Annotated in this window: 19 protein-coding genes and 1 pseudogene; 8 read left to right on the top strand and 12 right to left on the bottom strand. The window is 71.5% G+C overall.

Annotation, left to right across the window (positions count from 1 at the left end; genetic code table 11):
* Nucleotides 1-42 precede the first annotated feature (42 nt).
* From BM43_RS41310 to BM43_RS09150, 4 genes are all read right to left on the bottom strand, one after another.
* Nucleotides 43-216, bottom strand: a complete 174-nt coding sequence (locus BM43_RS41310) for a hypothetical protein (protein WP_155296534.1) — start codon at nt 214-216, stop codon at nt 43-45.
* A gap of 105 nt (nt 217-321) precedes the next feature.
* Entirely contained in the window at nt 322-1,494 is a 1,173-nt protein-coding gene (locus BM43_RS09160) for a DNA topoisomerase IB (RefSeq protein ID WP_230676414.1), read from the bottom strand.
* A gap of 460 nt (nt 1,495-1,954) precedes the next feature.
* Nucleotides 1,955-3,379 (bottom strand): alpha,alpha-trehalose-phosphate synthase (UDP-forming), encoded by a 1,425-nt coding sequence (gene otsA, locus BM43_RS09155; protein ID WP_036055789.1) that lies wholly within the window; start codon nt 3,377-3,379, stop codon nt 1,955-1,957.
* 148 nt (nt 3,380-3,527) lie between these two features.
* Nucleotides 3,528-3,782 carry a hypothetical protein gene (locus BM43_RS09150; protein WP_013690806.1) on the bottom strand — a complete coding sequence of 85 codons (255 nt, stop codon included), beginning with the start codon at nt 3,780-3,782 and terminating at the stop codon, nt 3,528-3,530.
* A 367-nt stretch (nt 3,783-4,149) separates the two neighbouring features.
* Here BM43_RS09150 and BM43_RS09145 point away from each other — a divergent pair, with 367 nt between their 5' ends.
* The 4 genes and pseudogenes from BM43_RS09145 to BM43_RS42560 all read left to right on the top strand — a co-directional run.
* Nucleotides 4,150-4,581 carry an Hsp20/alpha crystallin family protein gene (locus BM43_RS09145; RefSeq protein WP_036055790.1) on the top strand — a complete coding sequence of 144 codons (432 nt, stop codon included), beginning with the start codon at nt 4,150-4,152 and terminating at the stop codon, nt 4,579-4,581.
* Nucleotides 4,582-4,615: 34 nt separating this feature from the next.
* Nucleotides 4,616-5,032, top strand: coding sequence for an Hsp20/alpha crystallin family protein (locus BM43_RS09140; RefSeq protein ID WP_036055791.1), 417 nt, complete (start codon nt 4,616-4,618; stop codon nt 5,030-5,032).
* 438 nt (nt 5,033-5,470) lie between these two features.
* Entirely contained in the window at nt 5,471-5,728 is a 258-nt protein-coding gene (locus tag BM43_RS09135; protein WP_111946511.1) for a hypothetical protein, read from the top strand.
* Nucleotides 5,729-5,933: 205 nt separating this feature from the next.
* Nucleotides 5,934-6,097, top strand: a pseudogene (locus BM43_RS42560) (GMC family oxidoreductase); the annotation flags it as partial.
* A 79-nt stretch (nt 6,098-6,176) separates the two neighbouring features.
* Here the strand turns inward: BM43_RS42560 and BM43_RS09130 are convergent.
* Entirely contained in the window at nt 6,177-7,529 is a 1,353-nt protein-coding gene (locus BM43_RS09130; protein WP_036055793.1) for a sigma-54-dependent transcriptional regulator, read from the bottom strand.
* Between the two features lie 250 nt (nt 7,530-7,779).
* Nucleotides 7,780-9,102, bottom strand: coding sequence for a cation:proton antiporter (locus BM43_RS09125; protein WP_036055794.1), 1,323 nt, complete (start codon nt 9,100-9,102; stop codon nt 7,780-7,782).
* Nucleotides 9,103-9,364: 262 nt separating this feature from the next.
* Here BM43_RS09125 and BM43_RS09120 point away from each other — a divergent pair, with 262 nt between their 5' ends.
* Nucleotides 9,365-10,096, top strand: coding sequence for a glycosyltransferase family 2 protein (locus BM43_RS09120; protein ID WP_080742300.1), 732 nt, complete (start codon nt 9,365-9,367; stop codon nt 10,094-10,096).
* A complete protein-coding gene (locus BM43_RS09115) occupies nt 10,093-10,911 on the top strand; it encodes a PIG-L deacetylase family protein (protein ID WP_052409307.1) in 819 nt (272 codons plus the stop codon). Before BM43_RS09120 ends, BM43_RS09115 begins: the two co-directional genes overlap by 4 nt.
* Nucleotides 10,912-11,020: 109 nt before the next feature.
* Here BM43_RS09115 and BM43_RS09110 read toward each other — a convergent pair whose 3' ends face one another.
* From BM43_RS09110 to BM43_RS09095, 4 genes are all read right to left on the bottom strand, one after another.
* A complete protein-coding gene (locus BM43_RS09110; protein ID WP_230676415.1) occupies nt 11,021-11,698 on the bottom strand; it encodes an SAM-dependent methyltransferase in 678 nt (225 codons plus the stop codon).
* Nucleotides 11,695-12,837: an acyl-CoA dehydrogenase family protein gene (locus tag BM43_RS09105; protein WP_036055797.1), complete on the bottom strand. Its 1,143-nt coding sequence runs from the start codon at nt 12,835-12,837 to the stop codon at nt 11,695-11,697. Before BM43_RS09105 ends, BM43_RS09110 begins: the two co-directional genes overlap by 4 nt.
* 159 nt (nt 12,838-12,996) lie before the next feature.
* Nucleotides 12,997-13,899: an SDR family oxidoreductase gene (locus tag BM43_RS09100; RefSeq protein ID WP_036055798.1), complete on the bottom strand. Its 903-nt coding sequence runs from the start codon at nt 13,897-13,899 to the stop codon at nt 12,997-12,999.
* 180 nt (nt 13,900-14,079) lie between these two features.
* The gene (locus tag BM43_RS09095) at nt 14,080-15,162 is read right to left on the bottom strand and encodes a catalase family protein (RefSeq protein WP_036055799.1); all 1,083 of its coding nucleotides are present in this window, start codon (nt 15,160-15,162) and stop codon (nt 14,080-14,082) included.
* 182 nt (nt 15,163-15,344) lie between these two features.
* Here BM43_RS09095 and BM43_RS09090 point away from each other — a divergent pair, with 182 nt between their 5' ends.
* Nucleotides 15,345-15,857, top strand: a complete 513-nt coding sequence (locus tag BM43_RS09090) for a BON domain-containing protein (protein WP_036055801.1) — start codon at nt 15,345-15,347, stop codon at nt 15,855-15,857.
* A gap of 231 nt (nt 15,858-16,088) precedes the next feature.
* Nucleotides 16,089-16,385: a hypothetical protein gene (locus tag BM43_RS09085; protein ID WP_144417641.1), complete on the top strand. Its 297-nt coding sequence runs from the start codon at nt 16,089-16,091 to the stop codon at nt 16,383-16,385.
* A gap of 73 nt (nt 16,386-16,458) precedes the next feature.
* Here the strand turns inward: BM43_RS09085 and BM43_RS41305 are convergent, their stop codons facing one another.
* Both BM43_RS41305 and BM43_RS09080 read right to left on the bottom strand, forming a co-directional pair.
* On the bottom strand, nt 16,459-16,599 hold the full coding sequence (locus BM43_RS41305) for a hypothetical protein (protein WP_155296550.1): 141 nt from the start codon (nt 16,597-16,599) through the stop codon (nt 16,459-16,461).
* A 5-nt stretch (nt 16,600-16,604) separates the two neighbouring features.
* The gene (locus BM43_RS09080) at nt 16,605-17,255 is read right to left on the bottom strand and encodes a uracil-DNA glycosylase family protein (RefSeq protein WP_036055803.1); all 651 of its coding nucleotides are present in this window, start codon (nt 17,253-17,255) and stop codon (nt 16,605-16,607) included.
* Between the last annotated feature and the right edge of the window lie 39 nt (nt 17,256-17,294).

The raw sequence follows: 17,294 nt of genomic DNA, 5'->3' as shown, positions 1-17,294 counted from the left end.
TCCCGCCTCGGGATATCGAAGCCCCCACGAAGCCGGCTGCCATCAGCCGTCCTCGCCCACCTCCACCGGATCGGGCAGGTCCGGCAAGCGCTTGTCGGGGGACGGCGAGGGATTGGCCGGCCGGGTGGCGGGCGGCGCGTCGTTCGCGTCCCGGTCCTCGTCCTCTTCCTGGTCCCGGTTCCGGTCTCGCGGTGCCGGTGTATTGGCTTGGTTCATCATCGTGCTCCTTGCTCCATGAGGTTTCGTCAGCCGTTGCCCGCGATGCGCGCATCGGCAAGCGGGCGGCATTCGTGCCGGCGTTCGCGCGCCGGGCGTGGTGCGCTACGCGCGAGCCGTCGTGCCCGTCAGCAGGCTCGCGAACAGGATCTCGTCGGTGCGCAGCCCGCGCCGCTTGGTGCAGGGCCCGAGCACGGCGAGCGCGCCGGTCTCGAAGGCTTCCAGCACCACGGGGTGGATGTAGCTGCTCCGGCACACGGCCGGCGTGTTGTGCAGCAGCGCCGCCACCTCGCGCACCGTGGCGACGATCTGCTTTCGCGCCTGCCGCGCATCGAGCCAGGCGGCACGCCGCAGCAGGGCCAGCGCGTTGACGCTGCCGGCCCAGGTCCGGTAGTCCTTGGCGCTGAAGTCGGCGCCGCCCGTCTCGCGCAGGTAGTCGTTGATCTCGACGGGGCCGATCGCGTGCCGCGTGCCCTCGGCGTCGAGGTACTGGAACAGGTGCCGCCCCGGCAGTTTCGCGCAGGCGTGCAGGATCGGCAGCACGCGCGCGTCGTCGATCGTCACGTCGTGCTCGACGCCGCTTTTTCCCGCGAAACGCAGCCGCATCGCGCCGGGCTCGATCGACAGATGGCGCTTGCGCAGCGTGGTCAGCCCGAACGAGGCGTTGTCGCGCGCGTATTCGGCATTGCCGATGCGTACCAGGGTACTGTCCAGCAAGCGCACCACGGCGGCGACGATCTTCTCGCGCGGCAGGCCCGGCTTCGACAGGTCGCGGCTCACCCGCGCGCGGATGCGCGGCAAGGCCTGCGCGAAGGCGGCCAGGCGAGCGTATTTTTCGGCGTCGCGCAGCTCGCGCCAGCGCGGATGGTAGCGGTACTGCTTGCGGCCGCGATCGTCGCGGCCGGTGGCCTGCAGGTGGCCGAGCGGGTCCACGCAGATCCACACGTCGACGTAGGCGGGCGGGATCGCGAGTGCATTGATGCGGGCGATTTCGCGCAGGTCGCGGATCGGCAGGCCGCGCGTATTGAGGTAGACGAAGCCGTCGGCGCCGCGCCGGCGCGTGTAGCCGGGCCGGCTGTCGTCGACGCGGCGCAGCGGCGGGTCGGGCTGCGCGGCGCCGTCCTTGCCGCCGTCTCGAGAGCGCGAGGGCCGCGCCGATGCCGCGCCCGCGCTTGGCGAGCCGCGCGGCGCGCGGCGTGCGAGCGGTTCCCGCCGCGGCGCGGGAGGGCGCGGGTCCTTGGCAAAACGACGCGGCGCCTGGGTGCTGGAATGTTTCATATGCAGGGTCCTCCGGATCGATCCCGGCATCGTCGGTCGGGATGAGGAATTGCGTAGCAAACGCGATGCCGGGGAAGCGGCGCGTTTTTTCAAGCGCTTGTCGATTTCCTCACGCGCCGCGTGAGGGCGCGAAGGTGGCGGAGCTGGCGAGCAGGCGAGCGCGCTTGCGCTCGCCTGTTCCGGCGGCAGGCGCGTAGCTTGCTGGCGATGTCGAGGCACGCCGGCGGCGCGGACGAGCCGGGCAGGAACGTCGAGGCCTGGAAAAAATGCAATGCGCGCGGCGGGATCAGGCGAGAAAGACGCACCGGGACCTGCGCGGCGAGCGTAGCCGGTGCCGTGACGTGGAGCCGGGAGGCGGCCGGCCGGCGGGACGCACGCGGCCACGAGGCGCGCTTCGACGCCGTACCGCGGCGTGGTGGCCATCCCGGTCAGGTTTCACGCGCGGCACGGGGCTCGCTGCTCAGGCGGCCGACTGAACCAGTCGCGGCTGACGGCGCTCGCGCGCCGCGCCCGTCTCGTCCAGCGCATCGAGGAAGCTCGCGGTCCACCAGTGCACGTCGTGCTTGCGGATCTCGGCGAGCAGGGCCGTGTGGCGCCGCACGCGCTCGTCCAGCGGCATGGTCAGGGCCGCCTGGATCGCGCGCGCGGTGCCCTGGATGTCGTAGGGATTGACCAGCAGCGCATCGGTCAGCTGCTCGGCGGCGCCGGCGAAGCGCGACAGCACCAGCACGCCGGGGTCCCTGCTGTCCTGCGCGGCGATGAATTCCTTGGCCACCAGGTTCATGCCGTCGCGCAGCGGCGTGACCAGCGCCACCCGGCTCGCGCGGTACAGCCCCGGCAGCGAGCTGCGCTCGAGGCTGCGGTGGATGTAGCGCACCGGCATCCAGTCGAGTTCGCCGTAGTCGCCGTTGAGCGAGCCGCACAGCGCATCCATCTCCTGGCGCAGTTGGCCGTATGCGTCGACGTCCTCGCGGCTTGGCGCGGCGATCTGGATCAGGGTGGCCTGCTTGCGTGTGTCGGGGAAGGCGTCGAGCATCTCGCGGAACGCCTGCACGCGCTGCGGCAGGCCCTTCGAATAATCGAGGCGGTCCACGCCGAGCAGCAGCTTGCGGCGCGAATACTCGTCGCGCATCTGCTCGTAGATGTTGAGGCCGTCGTCGTCGCTGCCCATCTGCGCGAAGCCGTCCACGTCGATGCCGATCGGGAAGGTGCCCACCCGGATGGTGCGGTCGAAGGCGCGCAGCCGTTCGCCGTCGATGAATTGCGCGTTGGCCTCGGCTTCGGCGTAGCGCACGAAGTGGGTGACATCGGTATGCGCCTGGAAGCCCACCAGGTCGTAGGCGAACAGCGAGCGCATCAGCCATTCGTGCTCGGGGATCGCGGCCATGATCTGCGGCGGCGGCACGGGAATGTGCAGGAAGAAGCCGATCCGGTTGCGGCAGCCCTGGGCGCGCAGCTCGGTGGCCAGCGGGATCAGGTGGTAGTCGTGCACCCAGATCACGTCGTCGGGCTTGAGCAGGGGCATCAGCTTGCGCGCGAACAGGCGGTTCACGCGGCGATACCCCTCGCTGAACTGCACGTCGAAGTTGGCCAGGTCGAGCCGGTAGTGGAACACCGGCCAGAGCACGTTGTTCGAATAGCCGAGGTAGTAGGCGTCGTAGTCGCGCTGCGAGAGGTCGATGGTGGCGAGTTCCATGTTGCCGTATTCGCGGACCTGCACCTCTTGGTTGCCGGGATCGCTGTCGGCCTCGGCGAGCTTGCCGCTCCAGCCGAACCAGATGCCGCCGCGCTGCTGCAGGCTGTCGTTGAGCGCGACGGCCAGGCCTCCCGGGGCCGAACTGTCCGGATCGGATGTCCGGTTCGATACCACGACGAGACGACTCACTTCAGCCTCCTGTATTTGATTTGAGCGTTCGGGCTTGGAATCTGATGAGCAATGCGAAGCATTCGCCGGGCCTTGCCGGCAAGTGCCTTGTCGAAGCGGGGCACGGCCCGTCAACCCATGGGGCCAGCCGCGCGGCTAACGGCTGCCGCTAATCCGACAGATAGCGCAGCAGCAGCGCCGGGTCCGCGATGTCGAGTATCACCTTGCGCAGGATGCGGGCTCGCATGTGCTCGGCATCGAGCGTCCAGGGGCCGGCGGTGTCGTTCAGATGTCGGGTGATCGGCGCCTGCAGGGCGGCCACGGGCGCCGGCGGCAAACCGAGGCGAACGCCCAGCAGGCCGGCGACCACTTCGTCGAGCTCGATATCGAGCGGATTCGAATCGATCGTGAGGCTCAGTTTCATGATGCGTGTCCAGCAGCGGTGTGATCCGCCCGCGTCGGCCACCTGGAGCCGTCGCGGGTCCAGCGCCCGGCCATGGCTGGCGCGACGGTCGCGCGGCCCGTGCCATGGTCCGGCGGTACTCGAAATAGAGGTGGGGCGTGGGCCCTTCAAGAGGGCGCCGAAAGCCACTATGTAACAAAATATTTCAGCTTGGCCGGCTCTTGAAATTTTCCTTCCCTGCGCTATGTTATGCATCGCTCAGGCAGTCGCGATTCGCGCTGCGTGTTTCGATTTGTTTGTTGATGGGGTTGCCCCACGGACGAGCGAACTGGAGCGCGTGGTCCAATTCCTCGTTCGTGTGACGCCCCGATTTTTCAAGGAGCCGATCATGAGCGATCTTTTCTTCAGTACCGACCTGCTGGGCGAGTTCGACCGCCTGCACCGGCAGATGAGCCGCCTGGCGGGTTTCCCCGCCAGCCTGCGCGCCTCGCGCAGCGAGAGTTTTCCTCCCCTCAACATCGGCGACACCGACGACAGCGTCGAGATCGTCGCGTTCGTGCCGGGCCTCGATCCGGCCACGATCGACGTCTCGATCGACAAGCGGCTGCTGACCATCAGCGGCGAGCGCAAGGCGCCCGAGCGTGAAGCCGGTGCGCGCGTCTATGCGCGCGAGCGCTTCATGGGCGCGTTCCGGCGCGTGATCGAACTGCCCCAGCATGCCGATCCCGACCGCGTCGGCGCGCGCTACGTGAACGGCTGCCTGATGATCAGCGTCGGGCGTGCCGAGGCATCCCGGCCGCGCCAGGTGTCGATTCAATGAGCTTTCACGACGATCAGAGACAACGGAGCCCATCATGACCGAGAACAGCGAACTGACCACCCAACCGAAGCGTACCGACCTGGCGCAGCGCGAGGACGCGGCTGGCGGCGCGAAACCGACCGAGCGCATTTCGCCGGCCGTCGACATCATCGAGGACAGCCACGGCATCACGCTGTATGCCGACCTGCCCGGCGTGCCGCGCGACAAGCTCGACGTGCGCGTGGCGGACGGCAGCCTGAACATCGAGGCCGAGGCGGTGATTCCGACGCCGACCGGGCTGCGCCTGCAGCATGGCGAGGTCCGTCATCCGCGTTTCTGGCGGGCCTTCACGCTGAGCCCCGATTTCGACGTGGCGCGCATCGACGCGCAATTGCGCGACGGCGTGCTGAAGCTGAGCATTCCACGCCGAGAGGAGGCGAAGCCGCGGCGCATCGAGGTCAGCGCCGGATGAGGCGGTGAGTTCGGCGGGCCGCGCGGGCGGCACGCTAGGTGGCGCGGCCGCCCGGTCGCGCCCGTCGCCGGGCGCCGCTTGATCATGCTGGAGCGCCACGCAGACGGGGGCCGACGTGCCCATCTGATCGGCAAGAGGCGCTCGTTTCTCGACCCGCCCGATCCACCGGCCATGCAACCATCTGCTCGATCGCGCGCCAGTTGCGGCGTCGGCGAGCCGGCTCGCGGCCCAGTGCGCCGGACTTCGCGTGAGGTCCGAGCACGCGCAGACGGATTCAATCGCGAGATTTTTGGAAATTGAAAACTGCTATTGCAGGGTTTTCTTCCGTTTATTAAGCTGCGTGAATCTCCGTGAATATGCGCGTGTCCCCGAGCCGCCGGTAGAAAAGGACGAAGCCGCAAAGCCCGGGACGTGCGCCTTATTTTGCGTTCGACCATCATGAATCCACTCTCCCGAAGCCTCGTCGTCGGCACCACCCGCGTGCTCGTTGAACTGCATCCCGAGCGGTCGGTTGCCCGCATCCACGTCACCGACACCGATGGCGGCGTACCCCGCCTGCCGGTGACGATCGGCATCAAGCCATACCTGAAGGCTGGCCTGAGTCTGGAGGAGGCGCTCGACCACCTGGTCGAGATCTCGCGCGATAGCGTCGAAGTGGCGATGCTGCAGAATCAGCGCGTTCGAAGCTGCCACTGAGCGGTGTGTCTCGCGCGTGGCCGCCGGAGCGGTCCACGCACGGCTTCACCATGTTCGAGCTTGACCGCCCTGGTCTGGCGGGCTGCGGGTTCGCGCGGTTTATGGCTCGCCGTCTTCGCGCGGGGCACCGCTTGCCGGTTGCCCCTTGCCGTCACGCAGGAAACCGGCCAGGCGATCCCGCGGCGAGCTGTCGGGCGCGGCCTGTGGGGCGACGCTGCCGCTGGCCGAGCGCCGCGTGAGCCTGGGAGACGAGCGCGACGCCTCGGCCTGCCGGCGGCGCGCGTGACCTACCACTACGACGACAACCACCGCTGCATGATCCAGCACGCGCTGGCGCGGATCTCGGGCTCGCTCGCGGCGGGGCGGCGCGCGAGCCCGGCGCCGTTGTGGCGCGCGTCGCGAACCGCGTCCGTGGCGAGGGTGCTGCTGGCGGCGCTCCGCCCGGCGCCTAGCCGCCCTCGGCCGGATCGGCGGCGAGCCGGCTATAGAGCGTCTTGAGGCTGATGCCGAGCATCTCCGCGGCATGGGCCTTGACGCCCGCGCAATGCGCCAGGGTGGCCGCCACCAGGCGGCGATCCATCTCGTCGAGCGGCACGGCCAGCGGCACCGAGACCGATTCGCCCGGCACCTGCGCGGCCTGCGCCAGTTCGTCGATGATCGACAGCGGCAGCGTGTCGATCAGCTCGCCCTCGCAGAAGATCGCCGCGCGCTGCACCAGGTTGCGCAGCTCTCGCACATTGCCGCGCCAGTTGCGCTGGCGCATCTCGTGTCTGGCCGCCTCCGAGAACCGCAAGGCGCGGCCCGCCTGCTGGTTGAGCGCCGCCAGGAAGTCCTCGGCCAGCAGCACCACGTCGTTCTCGCGTTCGCGCAGCGGCGGCAGCGCGATCGGGAACACGTTGATGCGGTGATAGAGGTCCGCGCGCAGCGTGCCCTCGTCGATCGAGGCGAGCGGATCGCGATTGCTGGCCGCCACGATGCGCACGTCCACTTCCACCTCGCGCGTGCCGCCCAGGCGCATCACGCGGCGCGTCTCCAGCACGCGCAGCAGGCGCACCTGCAGCTCGATCGGCATCTCTGTGATCTCGTCGAGAAACAGGGTGCCGCCGTCGGCGCGCTCGAAGAAGCCGCGATGATCGCGCTCGGCGCCGGTGAAGCTGCCGCGCTCGTGGCCGAACATCTCGCTCTCGATCAGGTTGGCCGGCAGCGCGCCGCAGTTGATCGCCACGAAGGGCTGGTCGTGGCGCGGGCTCAGGTCGTGCACGGTCTGCGCGGCGAGCTCCTTGCCGGTGCCCGATTCTCCGGTCAGCAGCACCGAGGCGGAGGTGCCGGCCACGCGCGCGATCGCATCGTAGACGCCAAGCATCGCCGGCGAGCGGCCCAGCATGCGGCCGAAGCGCGAGGAGCGGCGCAGTTCGGCGGCCAGCGCCTCGAGATTGTCGGCGCGTTGCTCCTGGCGCGCCACGCGCGCGAGCAGGCGCTGCACGCGCTCCATGTTGAACGGCTTCACCAGGTAGTCGCTGGCGCCGAGGCGAATCGCGCGGATCGCTGTGTCGAGCGAGGCATTGCCGGTGGCGACCACGAATTCGCAGCGCTCCCGGGGCAATTCGTCGAGCAGCGACAGGCCGCTGCCGTCGGGCAGCATCAGGTCGCAGAGCACCAGGCTCGGCAAGCGCGCGGCGATCCGCTCGCGCGCTTGCCCGAGCGAGCCGGCGGTATCGCAGGGCAGGTCCCGCGAGGCGGCGAAGGCCGCCATGGACGCGCGGATTTCCGCGTCGTCGTCGACCACCAGGATGTGGGGCATGGGCTGTCTTGTCGTGGAGGGACGCAAGCGATTGAGGGGCGATGACCGGCCGGAGCGAGCCAGCCATCCGAGGATGGCTGCAAGTTCCGGACCAGGGATGCGAGGCGCCGGCAGGCAAGGCGCGAGGCTCGGGTGCGCGGATCGAAACTCGCATCCGGCGGGCATTTTTTTCAAAACCGCGCCGAATCCTGCATGGCTGCCGCGTCGCCGCGGGGCGGCGGGTGGTGAGCGAGCCAGGGCGCGGAGTACCTCAGTCTTTCGCCTGCGCGTGGCGGTGATAGCGGTTCATCAGTGGCGTGGCCGAGATGCCGTGCGCGACCACCGACAGCGCGATGATCGCCAGCACCACGGGCGCGAGCGGCCGCGCCGCGGCCGGCGCGTATTCCAGCGCGAACAGCAGGTAGTAGAACGAACCGATGCCGCGGATCCCGAACCAGCCCACCAGCCGCCGCTGGGTCGGGCTGGTGGGCGAGCCGGCCAGCGAGACGGCCACCGCGAGCGGGCGGATCAGCAGCATCAGCGCGGCGGCCACCGCCAGCATCGGCCACCAGCCGCGGGCCGTCAGCAGGCCCGGCAGCAGGCTGCCGATCATGGTCATCACCACCACCTCGGCGATGCGCTCCAGCTCGATGGTGAAACCGAGCACCGATTCGGCCATGTAGGCGTGGGCGCGCTGCGGGTCCTGGGCGGTGGCGCCCACGTCGGTGGAGTCGATGGTGCCGATCACCTCGCGCGGCGCGTTCGGGCCGCTCGCGCGATGCTCGACGCGGCGCATCGCGACGCCGGCGGCGAAGGCCGACAGGAAGCCGAAGCCGTGCGCGAGCTGGGCCAGGCCGAAGGCCACCACGATCAGCCCGAGCGCGAAGAAGCCTTCCAGGCCGAGCGCCTGCGAATGATGCGTGCGCAACCAGGTGACGCCGCGCAGGGTGAGCCAGCCGAGCGCGGCGCCGATCGCCAGCGCGCCGCCGATGCCCCAGACCACCTCCAGCGCGTAGTGGAGCGAGGCGGGCGATGCGCCGCCGATCAGCCCGGCATGGCCGCACAGCGCGAGGCCGGCCAGCACGAAGGGCAACGAGATGCCGTCGTTGAGGCCGCCTTCGCCGGACAGCGCGAAGCGCACCAGGTCCACGTCGCCGGGGTTGCGCACCTGCACGTCGTGGGCGAGCACCGGGTCGGTGGGCGCGAGCATCGCCGCGAGCAGCAGCGCCGGGCCCCAGGCCAGGCCCAGCAGCGGCATGGCCACGGCGGCCAGCAGCGGCACCGTGACGATCATCGCGACGAAGCCGAGCCGCACCGGCAGCAGCCAGAGGCGGTCCAGCGCGGCCACCCGCAGGCGCAGGCCGATCGCGAACAGCGACACCAGCAGGGCCACCTCGGTGATCTGCCTGAGCAGCTTGGCGTCGCGCCCGAGATCGAGATCCATCATGCCGAGCCCGGCCGGCCCGAGCGCGGCGCCCACCGCGAGATAGATCATCGCGGTGCTGCAGGGCAGCCGATGCAGGGCCGAGCCCAGCACGCCGACCGCGATCAGCACGCCGCCGACCAGCAGATACCAGAGGGTTTCATGGAGCATCGGCGTTCCTCCCTGAAGGGCGGCCGAGGGCCCCGCGGTGGCGGGATCGATGGCCGCGAATGATTGCTGCGGGGTGCGAAATGGTACGGCAGGGTCCGCCTTGCCACTGGCCCGCGATTTCTTCAATCGACCGCCGTGCCGTGCAGAAAGTTGCGCTCGCCACGAGCGCGAGATCGCCTCGGTAGACGATTCGCGCGAGGCGGCGGCTGGGCACCGAAATTGCGGTTTCGTGTCGATCGATGACCTGGACCCGGGAGCAAGCATGATCGGTATCGTGATACCCGCGCACAACGAGGCAAGGCGGCTCGCGCGCTGCCTGGCGGCCGCCGTCGCGGCGGCGCGGCATCCCGCGCTGGCGGAGGAGGTGGTGCGCATCGTGGTGGTGCTCGACAGTTGCAGCGACGCCTCGGCGCGGATCGCGGCGCGGTACCCGGTCGAGGTGCTGGGCGTGGAGGCGCGCAAGGTGGGCGTGGCGCGCGCCACCGGCGCCGCGCATCTGCTGCGGCTCGGCGCGCGCTGGCTGGCCTTCACCGACGCGGACAGCCGCGTCGCGCCCGACTGGCTGGCCGTGCAGCTCTCGCTTGGCGCCGACGCCGTGTGCGGCACGGTGGCCGTGGACGACTGGCGCGGCCATCCCGCCTGCGTGCGCGAGCATTGGCACCGCGCCTATCGCGACGTGGACGGGCATCGTCACGTGCATGGCGCGAACCTTGGTGTGAGCGCGCGGGCATATCGGCGTGCCGGCGGTTTTCCGCCGCTGGCCTGCGGCGAGGACGTGATGCTGGTCGACCTGCTGGCGGCGACCGGTGCCACCATCGCCTGGAGCGCCGCGCCGCGCGTGAGCACCAGCGCGCGGGCCGACCCTCGCGTGCGCGGCGGTTTCGGCGACACGCTGGAAACCTGGGCGAGGGTGGACGGCGCGGCCGTCGCGTCGGGCCTGCCGCGCGCGCCGGCCGTGGTCGATTCCGGCGATGCCGCGCCGGAGCTGCGATGAGGCGGCCGATCCAGGAGGCCAGCGGCCAGCGTGGTGCTCCATCGCCCGTCGAGGCGTGTCGGCGAGGCGAGGCGAGCGCCCAAGCCGCCACGCTGCCCGACATGACGCGCGACGAGCGCGCGCCGCTGTTCGTGGTCTCGCCGCACCTGGACGACGCCGTGTTCGGCTGCGCCGCCTTGCTGGCGGCGCGGCCCGGCGCGGTGGTCTGCACCGTGTTCGCCGGCACGCCCGCGGCGCCGCAGCGGCAGCCCTGGGACCAGGCGGCCGGCTTCGCCGATTCCACCGCCGCGATGGACGAACGGCGCCGCGAGGACGAGCGCGCGCTGGCCTGGTGCGCGGCGCGCGGCGTCTGCCTGGATTTCCTCGACGCGCAATACGGCGCCTCGCCCGAGGTGCCGGCCCTGGCCGAGGCGCTGGCCACGCAACTGGCGCGGCATGCCGGCGCCGCGCCGCTGCTGCCGCTCGGCCTGCGCCATCCCGATCATCGGCGCGTCGCGGCGGCCTGGCTCGCGTTGCTGCGCGCGGGACGGGTCGGCGCCTGCCTGGTCTACGAGGAGGCGATCCATCGCGCCGCACCCGACGAAACGCGGCGGCGCCTGGCCGAGCTGGAGCGCGCCGGCCTGGAGATCACGCCGCTCGGCGTCGATTGGTGCCCCGATCGCGAGGCGAGGCGCGCGCGCGGCATCAAGCGGCGCGCGGTGGCGGCCTATGCGAGCCAGTTGCGCGCGTTCGGCGGGGCGCCGCTGGCCGATCTCGAGCGGCCCGAGCGCTACTGGCGCATGGAATGGCGCGGCGCGACGGGCTGCACGACTTGAAGAGGATCCCGCCTCGAGGCGCGCGTTGCCGGGTTCTTGCGGCCGCGCATTGGTTCGCCGTGAGGCGAAGCACGCCGCGGTCGTCGCGGCGGCCCGCCGGCGCGCGGCCCTAGCGATCCGCGGCATCGCCACGGCGCTGCTCGCGCCGCGCCAGGCTGGCCGGCTCCGCGCTCCACACGTCGAGCAGGAAATCGGCATCGTCGACATGCGCCACCACCTCCAGCGCGGCACGACGCGCGGCCTGCGCGAAGCGTGCGTGCACCGCGCCGCCGCCGATGCGCATGTCCTCGGCGCCATGCCGCCAGTGGCAGCAAACCAACGTGCCGTCGCCGTCCAGCGAGGCGCAGGCCAGGCTCGCCAGCGCCGCGCAAGCCGGCTCGTCGAGGTAGTAGCCGAATTCGCTGATCACGATCAGGTCGAAGCGCGTCTCGGGCCAGTCGTCCGGCATCGCGCGCGTTTCCACGCGGGCCTGCGCGAAGGGCGCGAGCCGGCGCTGCGCGAGCGCCACCGCGCGCGGCGCGAAATCGGCCGACAGCAGCGTCTCGCAGCGCGGCGCGAGTTCGGCCGACAGCTCGCCGTTGGCGCAGCCGGGCTCGAAGGCGCGGCGATAGCGTTGGCGCGGCAGCGCGGCCAGCAGCAGGGCCCGCTTGCGCGCCTCGTACCAACTGCTGCGATAGCGCCAGGGATCGTCCTGTGCGGCGAACTTCGCGTCGAATTCGGCTTGCCGCGCGCGGCGCTCGTGCCCGGCCGGGACGGCTTCGCTGCGTTGCGCCCTCATAGGCCTCATAGGCGCCAGTCCTCCCGCGCCTGGGCCAGCGCCGCGCCAAGCGCGGCCAGGTCGCGCTCGGCATGGCTCTGGCGCATGAACACGGGCAGGTCGGCCACCATCCGCGCGAACCAGCGGTCGCGGCACAGAGGGCCCGCGCCGAGTCCACGCAGCGCGGCGCGCAGCACCGCCTCGGCGGCCTGCTCGACGGCGCCGCGCGTGCGCAGCGCGAGCGTCATCGCATCGGCGCGCGGGTTCGCGTCGATCGTTTGCGCCGCCTCGCGCAGCAGGGCGCGCGCGGCGCTCAGCGCCACGTCGGCGGCGCCGAGATGGGCCTGCAGATGCGGGTCCTCGCGCCGCGCCGCCGCCTCGCGCAGGCGCGCGGCCAGCGCGGCCGCCGCGCCGTACCAGCAGGCGGCGATGCCGGCGCCGCCATGCCAGAAGCCGGGGCGCCTCAGGTAGCCGCCGGGCGGCCCGACCAGCCTGGCGGACGCGTCGGCGAAATCGACCTCGACGCTCTGCGTGGCGCGCATGCCCAGCGCCTCCCAGCCGCGCGTGCTGACCGTCACGCCGGGCTGCCGCATCGGCACGGCGGCGAGGCGGTCGTGGCCGGCTTCGTCGAGGCAGGTGAGCAGGGCGGTGTCGACGCAGGTGGCGCCCGAGCACCAGGCCTTGGTGCCGGTGAGGCGCACCGCCGTGCCTTCCCCCTCGCGATGCGTGACGCGTAGTTCCTGGCCCGGCATGCGCGCCGCCCACACGGCCAGCAGCCCGGGCCCGGGCTCGGGTTCGGGCTCATTCCGGGCCGGCTGCGCGTCGAGTTCGGCCAGGATCGCCTCGGCATCGGCATGGGCCTCGTAGAGCTTCACCAGCGGCAGGTCGTGGGCGGCGACGCCGGCCAGGAAGCGCCAGCGTGCCAACGTGTCGCCCGCGCCGGGCCGCGGCAGCGACGGCCAGTCGGCGGCCAGGCGATGCGCCGCCGAGGCGAGCGCGGCGTCGTCGAGCGGGGCGGGCATGCCGGCCAGCAGCGCATCGAGCTCGGCGAGGTCCGGCACGCGATCGCGCGGGGCGGCTTGCGCCGGGGCACGCGCGACGGCCGGTCGGCGCGGCGCCGGTTGCCGCGGCGGATCGCTGCGCGGCTGGGTTTGCGGGCTTGGCGTCATGGTCCCTCCCTGTTCATGCCGTGATCGATATCGGCGAGCAAGCACGATGCCGGCTCCCGGCGCCGGACACGCCCGGCACCGGGGCAGGCGCGTGCCGGCGGGTCGATTCCGGAACCCGGCGGAAATTGCCCGCCTTGTCATTTTTCCCCGCGCCGCGGCTCAGGGCAGATGATTGCCGCCGGTCACGCCATACACCTCGCCCGTCACGTAGCTCGATTCCTGCGAGGCCAGCAGCACGTAGACGGGTGCGAGCTCGGCCGGCTGCCCAGGGCGCTTGATGGGCGCCTCCGAGCCGAACACCTCGACCTTTTCCTGGGGCTGGCCGCCGCTGGGCTGCAGCGGGGTCCAGATCGGCCCCGGCGCCACCGCGTTGACGCGCACGCCCTGGTCGATCACCTGCTTGGCGAAGGCGTGCGTGAAGGCAGTGATGGCGGCCTTGGTCGACGCGTAGTCGAGCAGGCCGGGGCTGGGCTGGTAGCTCTGGATCGAGGTGGTGTTGATGATGGTCGCGCCCGGCGGCAGGTGCGGCAGGGCCGCCTTGCAGAGCCAGAACATCGCGAACACGTTGGTGCGGAAGGTGGCCTCGAGTTGCTCGGTGGGCAGGTCGGCGATCTTCTCGACATAGACCTGCTTGCCGGCCACGTTGACGAGGATGTCGAGCCCGCCGAGGTTGGCCACGGCCTCGTCGACCAGCCGCTGGCAGAAGGCCTCGTCGCCGATGTCGCCGGGCAGCGCGATGGCCTTGTGGCCGGCCGCCTCGACCAGCTCCACCACCTCGCGCGCGTCGGCCTCCTCGCTGGGCAGGTAGTTCAGGGCGAGGTCCGCGCCCTCGCGCGCGAAGGCGATCGCCACGGCCCGGCCGATGCCGCTGTCGGCGCCGGTGATCAGGGCGCGGCGGCCCTTCAGGCGGCCCGAGCCGCGATAGCTCTGCTCGCCGTGGTCGGGCTTCGGGCGCATCTCGCGGGCCAGGCCCGGCGCCGGTTGCGGCTGCTTCTCGAAGTCGGGACGCGGGTACTGGGTGAGCGGGTCGCGCATGGTGGTCTGGTCGGTGTGATCGGTCATGGATCGGTTCCTCCTGGCAGATGAAAGTCGGGTGCCGGGGCGGTCGCCGGCACATCGTTCGTTGTCGACGCAACGACCGTGCCCGTCGTGGGCATATGGCGAGCCGTTTTGATGCGGTGCCACGCGGCGCGCCTTGCCTCGCCCGATGCCGGGGCGGCGGCGTGGCTGGCGCCGCGCGTATCAAGCGTGTACCGGGCAGCCGTTGAAGCGGCTGCGATATGCGGCGGACGCTTCGTAGAGGCTGCGGCGCACGCGCATCACGCCGCCTAGCGGACGATGCGCGGCCAGCCCGTGCCAGGGGCTGAACACCATGCCGTCGTCGATCGCCGCCGAGCGCGCGTCGCTCCAGGCCGGTTGCGGCGCCACGCGGAGCGTCGCGACGCGCAGATACGGGCTCAGGTCTTCCGGCCAGACCACCGAGGCGTCCTCGATCGGCATCTTCTCGATGTCGGTGGCCAACTGCACGCGCAGCTCCCATTCGCCGCCGTGCACGGCGAAGAAGGCCTCGACCTCCTCGCGCAAGGCGTTCGGCCGGCCTTTCAGGTCGATCGGCGCGTCCCGCAAGGCCAGCAGTTCCGGCGACACCGGCACCACGGCGAGCTTGGCGAAATACGGCCCGTGCAGGCAGGGCGCGCAGGTGTAGAAGCGCTCGCCGAGGATGTGCGTGGCCGGATGGCCGCCGAGATTCCTCAGCATCGCGCTTTCGCCGCCGAGCGCCTCGAACGCGCGTTCGGCGCCGCGCATCACGGCCGACAGCGCCTTCTTGCCGCCGGGCGCGCGATCGGTGGTCTTCGACAGCATCGCCAGGCTGCGCACGAAGGCCTTCGGTGTCGCCGCCGCGAACGCCGGGGCGTTGACCATCACGAAGTCCTGCGTGGTATGTGCCTCGCTGCCCGGCAGGCGTTCGCCGTCGACCTCGGCGATCTTCAGCGCCAGGCCGCGCGGCGTCGATACCGCGTCGTCCAGCACGTCGCCGGGGTTGGTCGACAGGCGCAGCGTCACGGGATAGCTGCCGCGACGCGCGAACACGCCATGCGCCAGCGCCGGCGGAAGCTCGCCGTCCACCGTCAGTTCGCCTTCCAGCAGGCCGTGGCTCTTGGCATGCACGCTGCGCACCGCATGCGCGTAGTCGCGCGAGGTGGTGGCCTGGATGTCCTCGAGGGCGGCAAGCAGTTGCCGGGCGGTGTCGGCCTCGTCGTCGGGGATCCGCTCGAACATCGGGTCGAATGGCAGGGGCTGGATGCGCAACTGGGGCACGTTCATCTGGACTCCGGAGGATCGGCTGGAATCCCGCTATCGCGCAATCGATGTGCCCGGGCAAGGGCGGCACGATGCTTGCATGTTGATTACGTATTGATGGCGTTGATCGCGCGATGGCCCCGCGCTCGAGAGCCAGCCGCGCGTATCGCCGATCACCCCGACCACCCTGTTTCGTGGAGGCCACCATGACATTCCGACTTCATTTCGCCGCGCATCATGCGGGCTTGGACTGGCGCCGCCTCGGCGCGCTGCCGATCACCGAGGGACCCGCCGCAGGCGGGGCGGGGCCGAGCCTGATGACGGCCGCCTCCGGCGCGGACGACGAGCCCGGCGCGTCGCGCGACGATCCGCACAATCCGGCGGTCCCGCGCGAGGGCCGCGACGACGATGCCGGGATCGACCGCGCCGTGCGCGAGGCGATCGCCCCGGTTCTGGATGCCGGCGCGGGCCGCGTCTCGATCGCCGTGCGCCAGGCGCATGTCACGCTGGAAGGCAAGGTGCCGACCGACGCGCTGCGCGAGGCGATCGGCCATGCCGCCGCGCAATGCCCCGCGGTGGCGAGCGTGGACAACCGGATCGCGGTCGAACCGATCGGCGGCGCCTCGGTGGTGTTGACGCCCGAGCGCCGCACCGTCACCCACTCGGACGCGCTCGGCTCGACGCCCGCGCCGGGCAAGCGGGAGCGCGGGCGGGGCTGATGGCGGCATCGATACCCGTCGGCGCGTCGGATGACGCGGTACTTTCTGCAAGACTTGTCAAAACCGCCGGCCGTGCCGCGCCCTGGTTCCTCGCGCGGCGATGGATCCGGGCCGTGCCGCTGGCCGGCCTCGCGCAGCCGGGATGCCTCACCGGCTTGTCGCCGATCTGTCACATCTCCGGAACACCCATTGCGTGCCCTGGATTTCCTCAATCCGAAGGAGATCCTTCCCATGCATCGCATCCCCCGACCCTTGCTTCGCGCGGCCACGGCCGCTTCGCTGCTGGTGCTGGCCGGCATGTCCGCCGGCGCCCAGGCACAGACCACCATGCGGCCCGCGCCGACCGGTACCACCCAGGCGCCGACCCGCACCTCGCCCGGCGCGCGCGGCGAGGATCCGCATTACCCGGCCTCGGGCACGCAGGGTCAGGACAGCGGCGCGGCGATGCGCAGCCGCACCGACCCGGGCATGCACCCGATGGCGCTCGGAGGCGCGGGCAGCGGCAATCGTCCCGCCAACGGCAATTGACCGTGAGCGCGACGCATGACGGCCCGCTCCAGCGGTGCGCCATGACGCGCGCCATGCCGAGTGTCTCGATACGTCAGGCCGGAGCGACGAGGTCCGCTTCGATGCGGTGACCAAGCGCGGAATCGCGCCGGCGAGCGATGCGATTGCGCGGATCGCCGTCGGCGCGGTCGTTCTTGCCGGGCGACATCGCGTCGCCCGCGCCATCCAGCGCCATCGATTTCAGCGCGAGTCCTCGTCGGCCTCGACCAACCGTTTCGCGATGCGCAGCGCATCGACCAGCCGGCCGTAGACGCGTTCGCGCGAATCCGCGTCGCGGGTGCGCATTACCAGCGCCGGATGCGGGGCCGCGACGATCCACGAGCCGCCCGGCAGCCGGACCGTCAGCGCCGTGACCGGCAGGCTGGCGAGCGGGTCGTCGAGCAGGGTGCGCCAGGCCAGCGTGCCGAGCGTCACGATCACGCGTGGTTTGACCGCCTCGATCTCGTGGTCGAGCCAGTAGCGGCAGGCCGCGACTTCGTCGGGCGCGGGCGGGCGATGCAGGCGCTGCCTGCCGCGCGCTTCCCACTTGAAATGCTTGACCGCGTGGGTGAGATAGACCTTGTCGCGCGCCAGCGAGAGCTCGCGCAGCGCGCGCTCGAGGATGCGGCCCGAGGTGCCGCTGAATGGGGCGCCGTGCCGGTCGTCGTGGTCGCTGGGCTGGTCGCCGACCAGCATCAGCGCGGCCGGTGCCGGGCCCCGGCCGTCCACCGCCTGGGTCGCATCGGCCCACAGCGGGCAGCGCCGGCAGGTGCCGGGCGCGGCTGGCGGCGCGTCGGCGCGGGAGGCGGCATCCTCACGCGCGGGTGCGGGGATCGCATCGGTCAGTTCCATGGCGGCTCCTGTCGGTTGCCAGAGCTTCGCAAGCCGCAT

This window comes from Burkholderia gladioli (assembly GCF_000959725.1).
Taxonomy (GTDB): Bacteria; Pseudomonadota; Gammaproteobacteria; order Burkholderiales; family Burkholderiaceae; genus Burkholderia; species Burkholderia gladioli.
The sequence above is the reverse complement of the archived record's forward strand: the minus strand, read 5'-3'. Positions and strand labels throughout refer to the sequence as shown.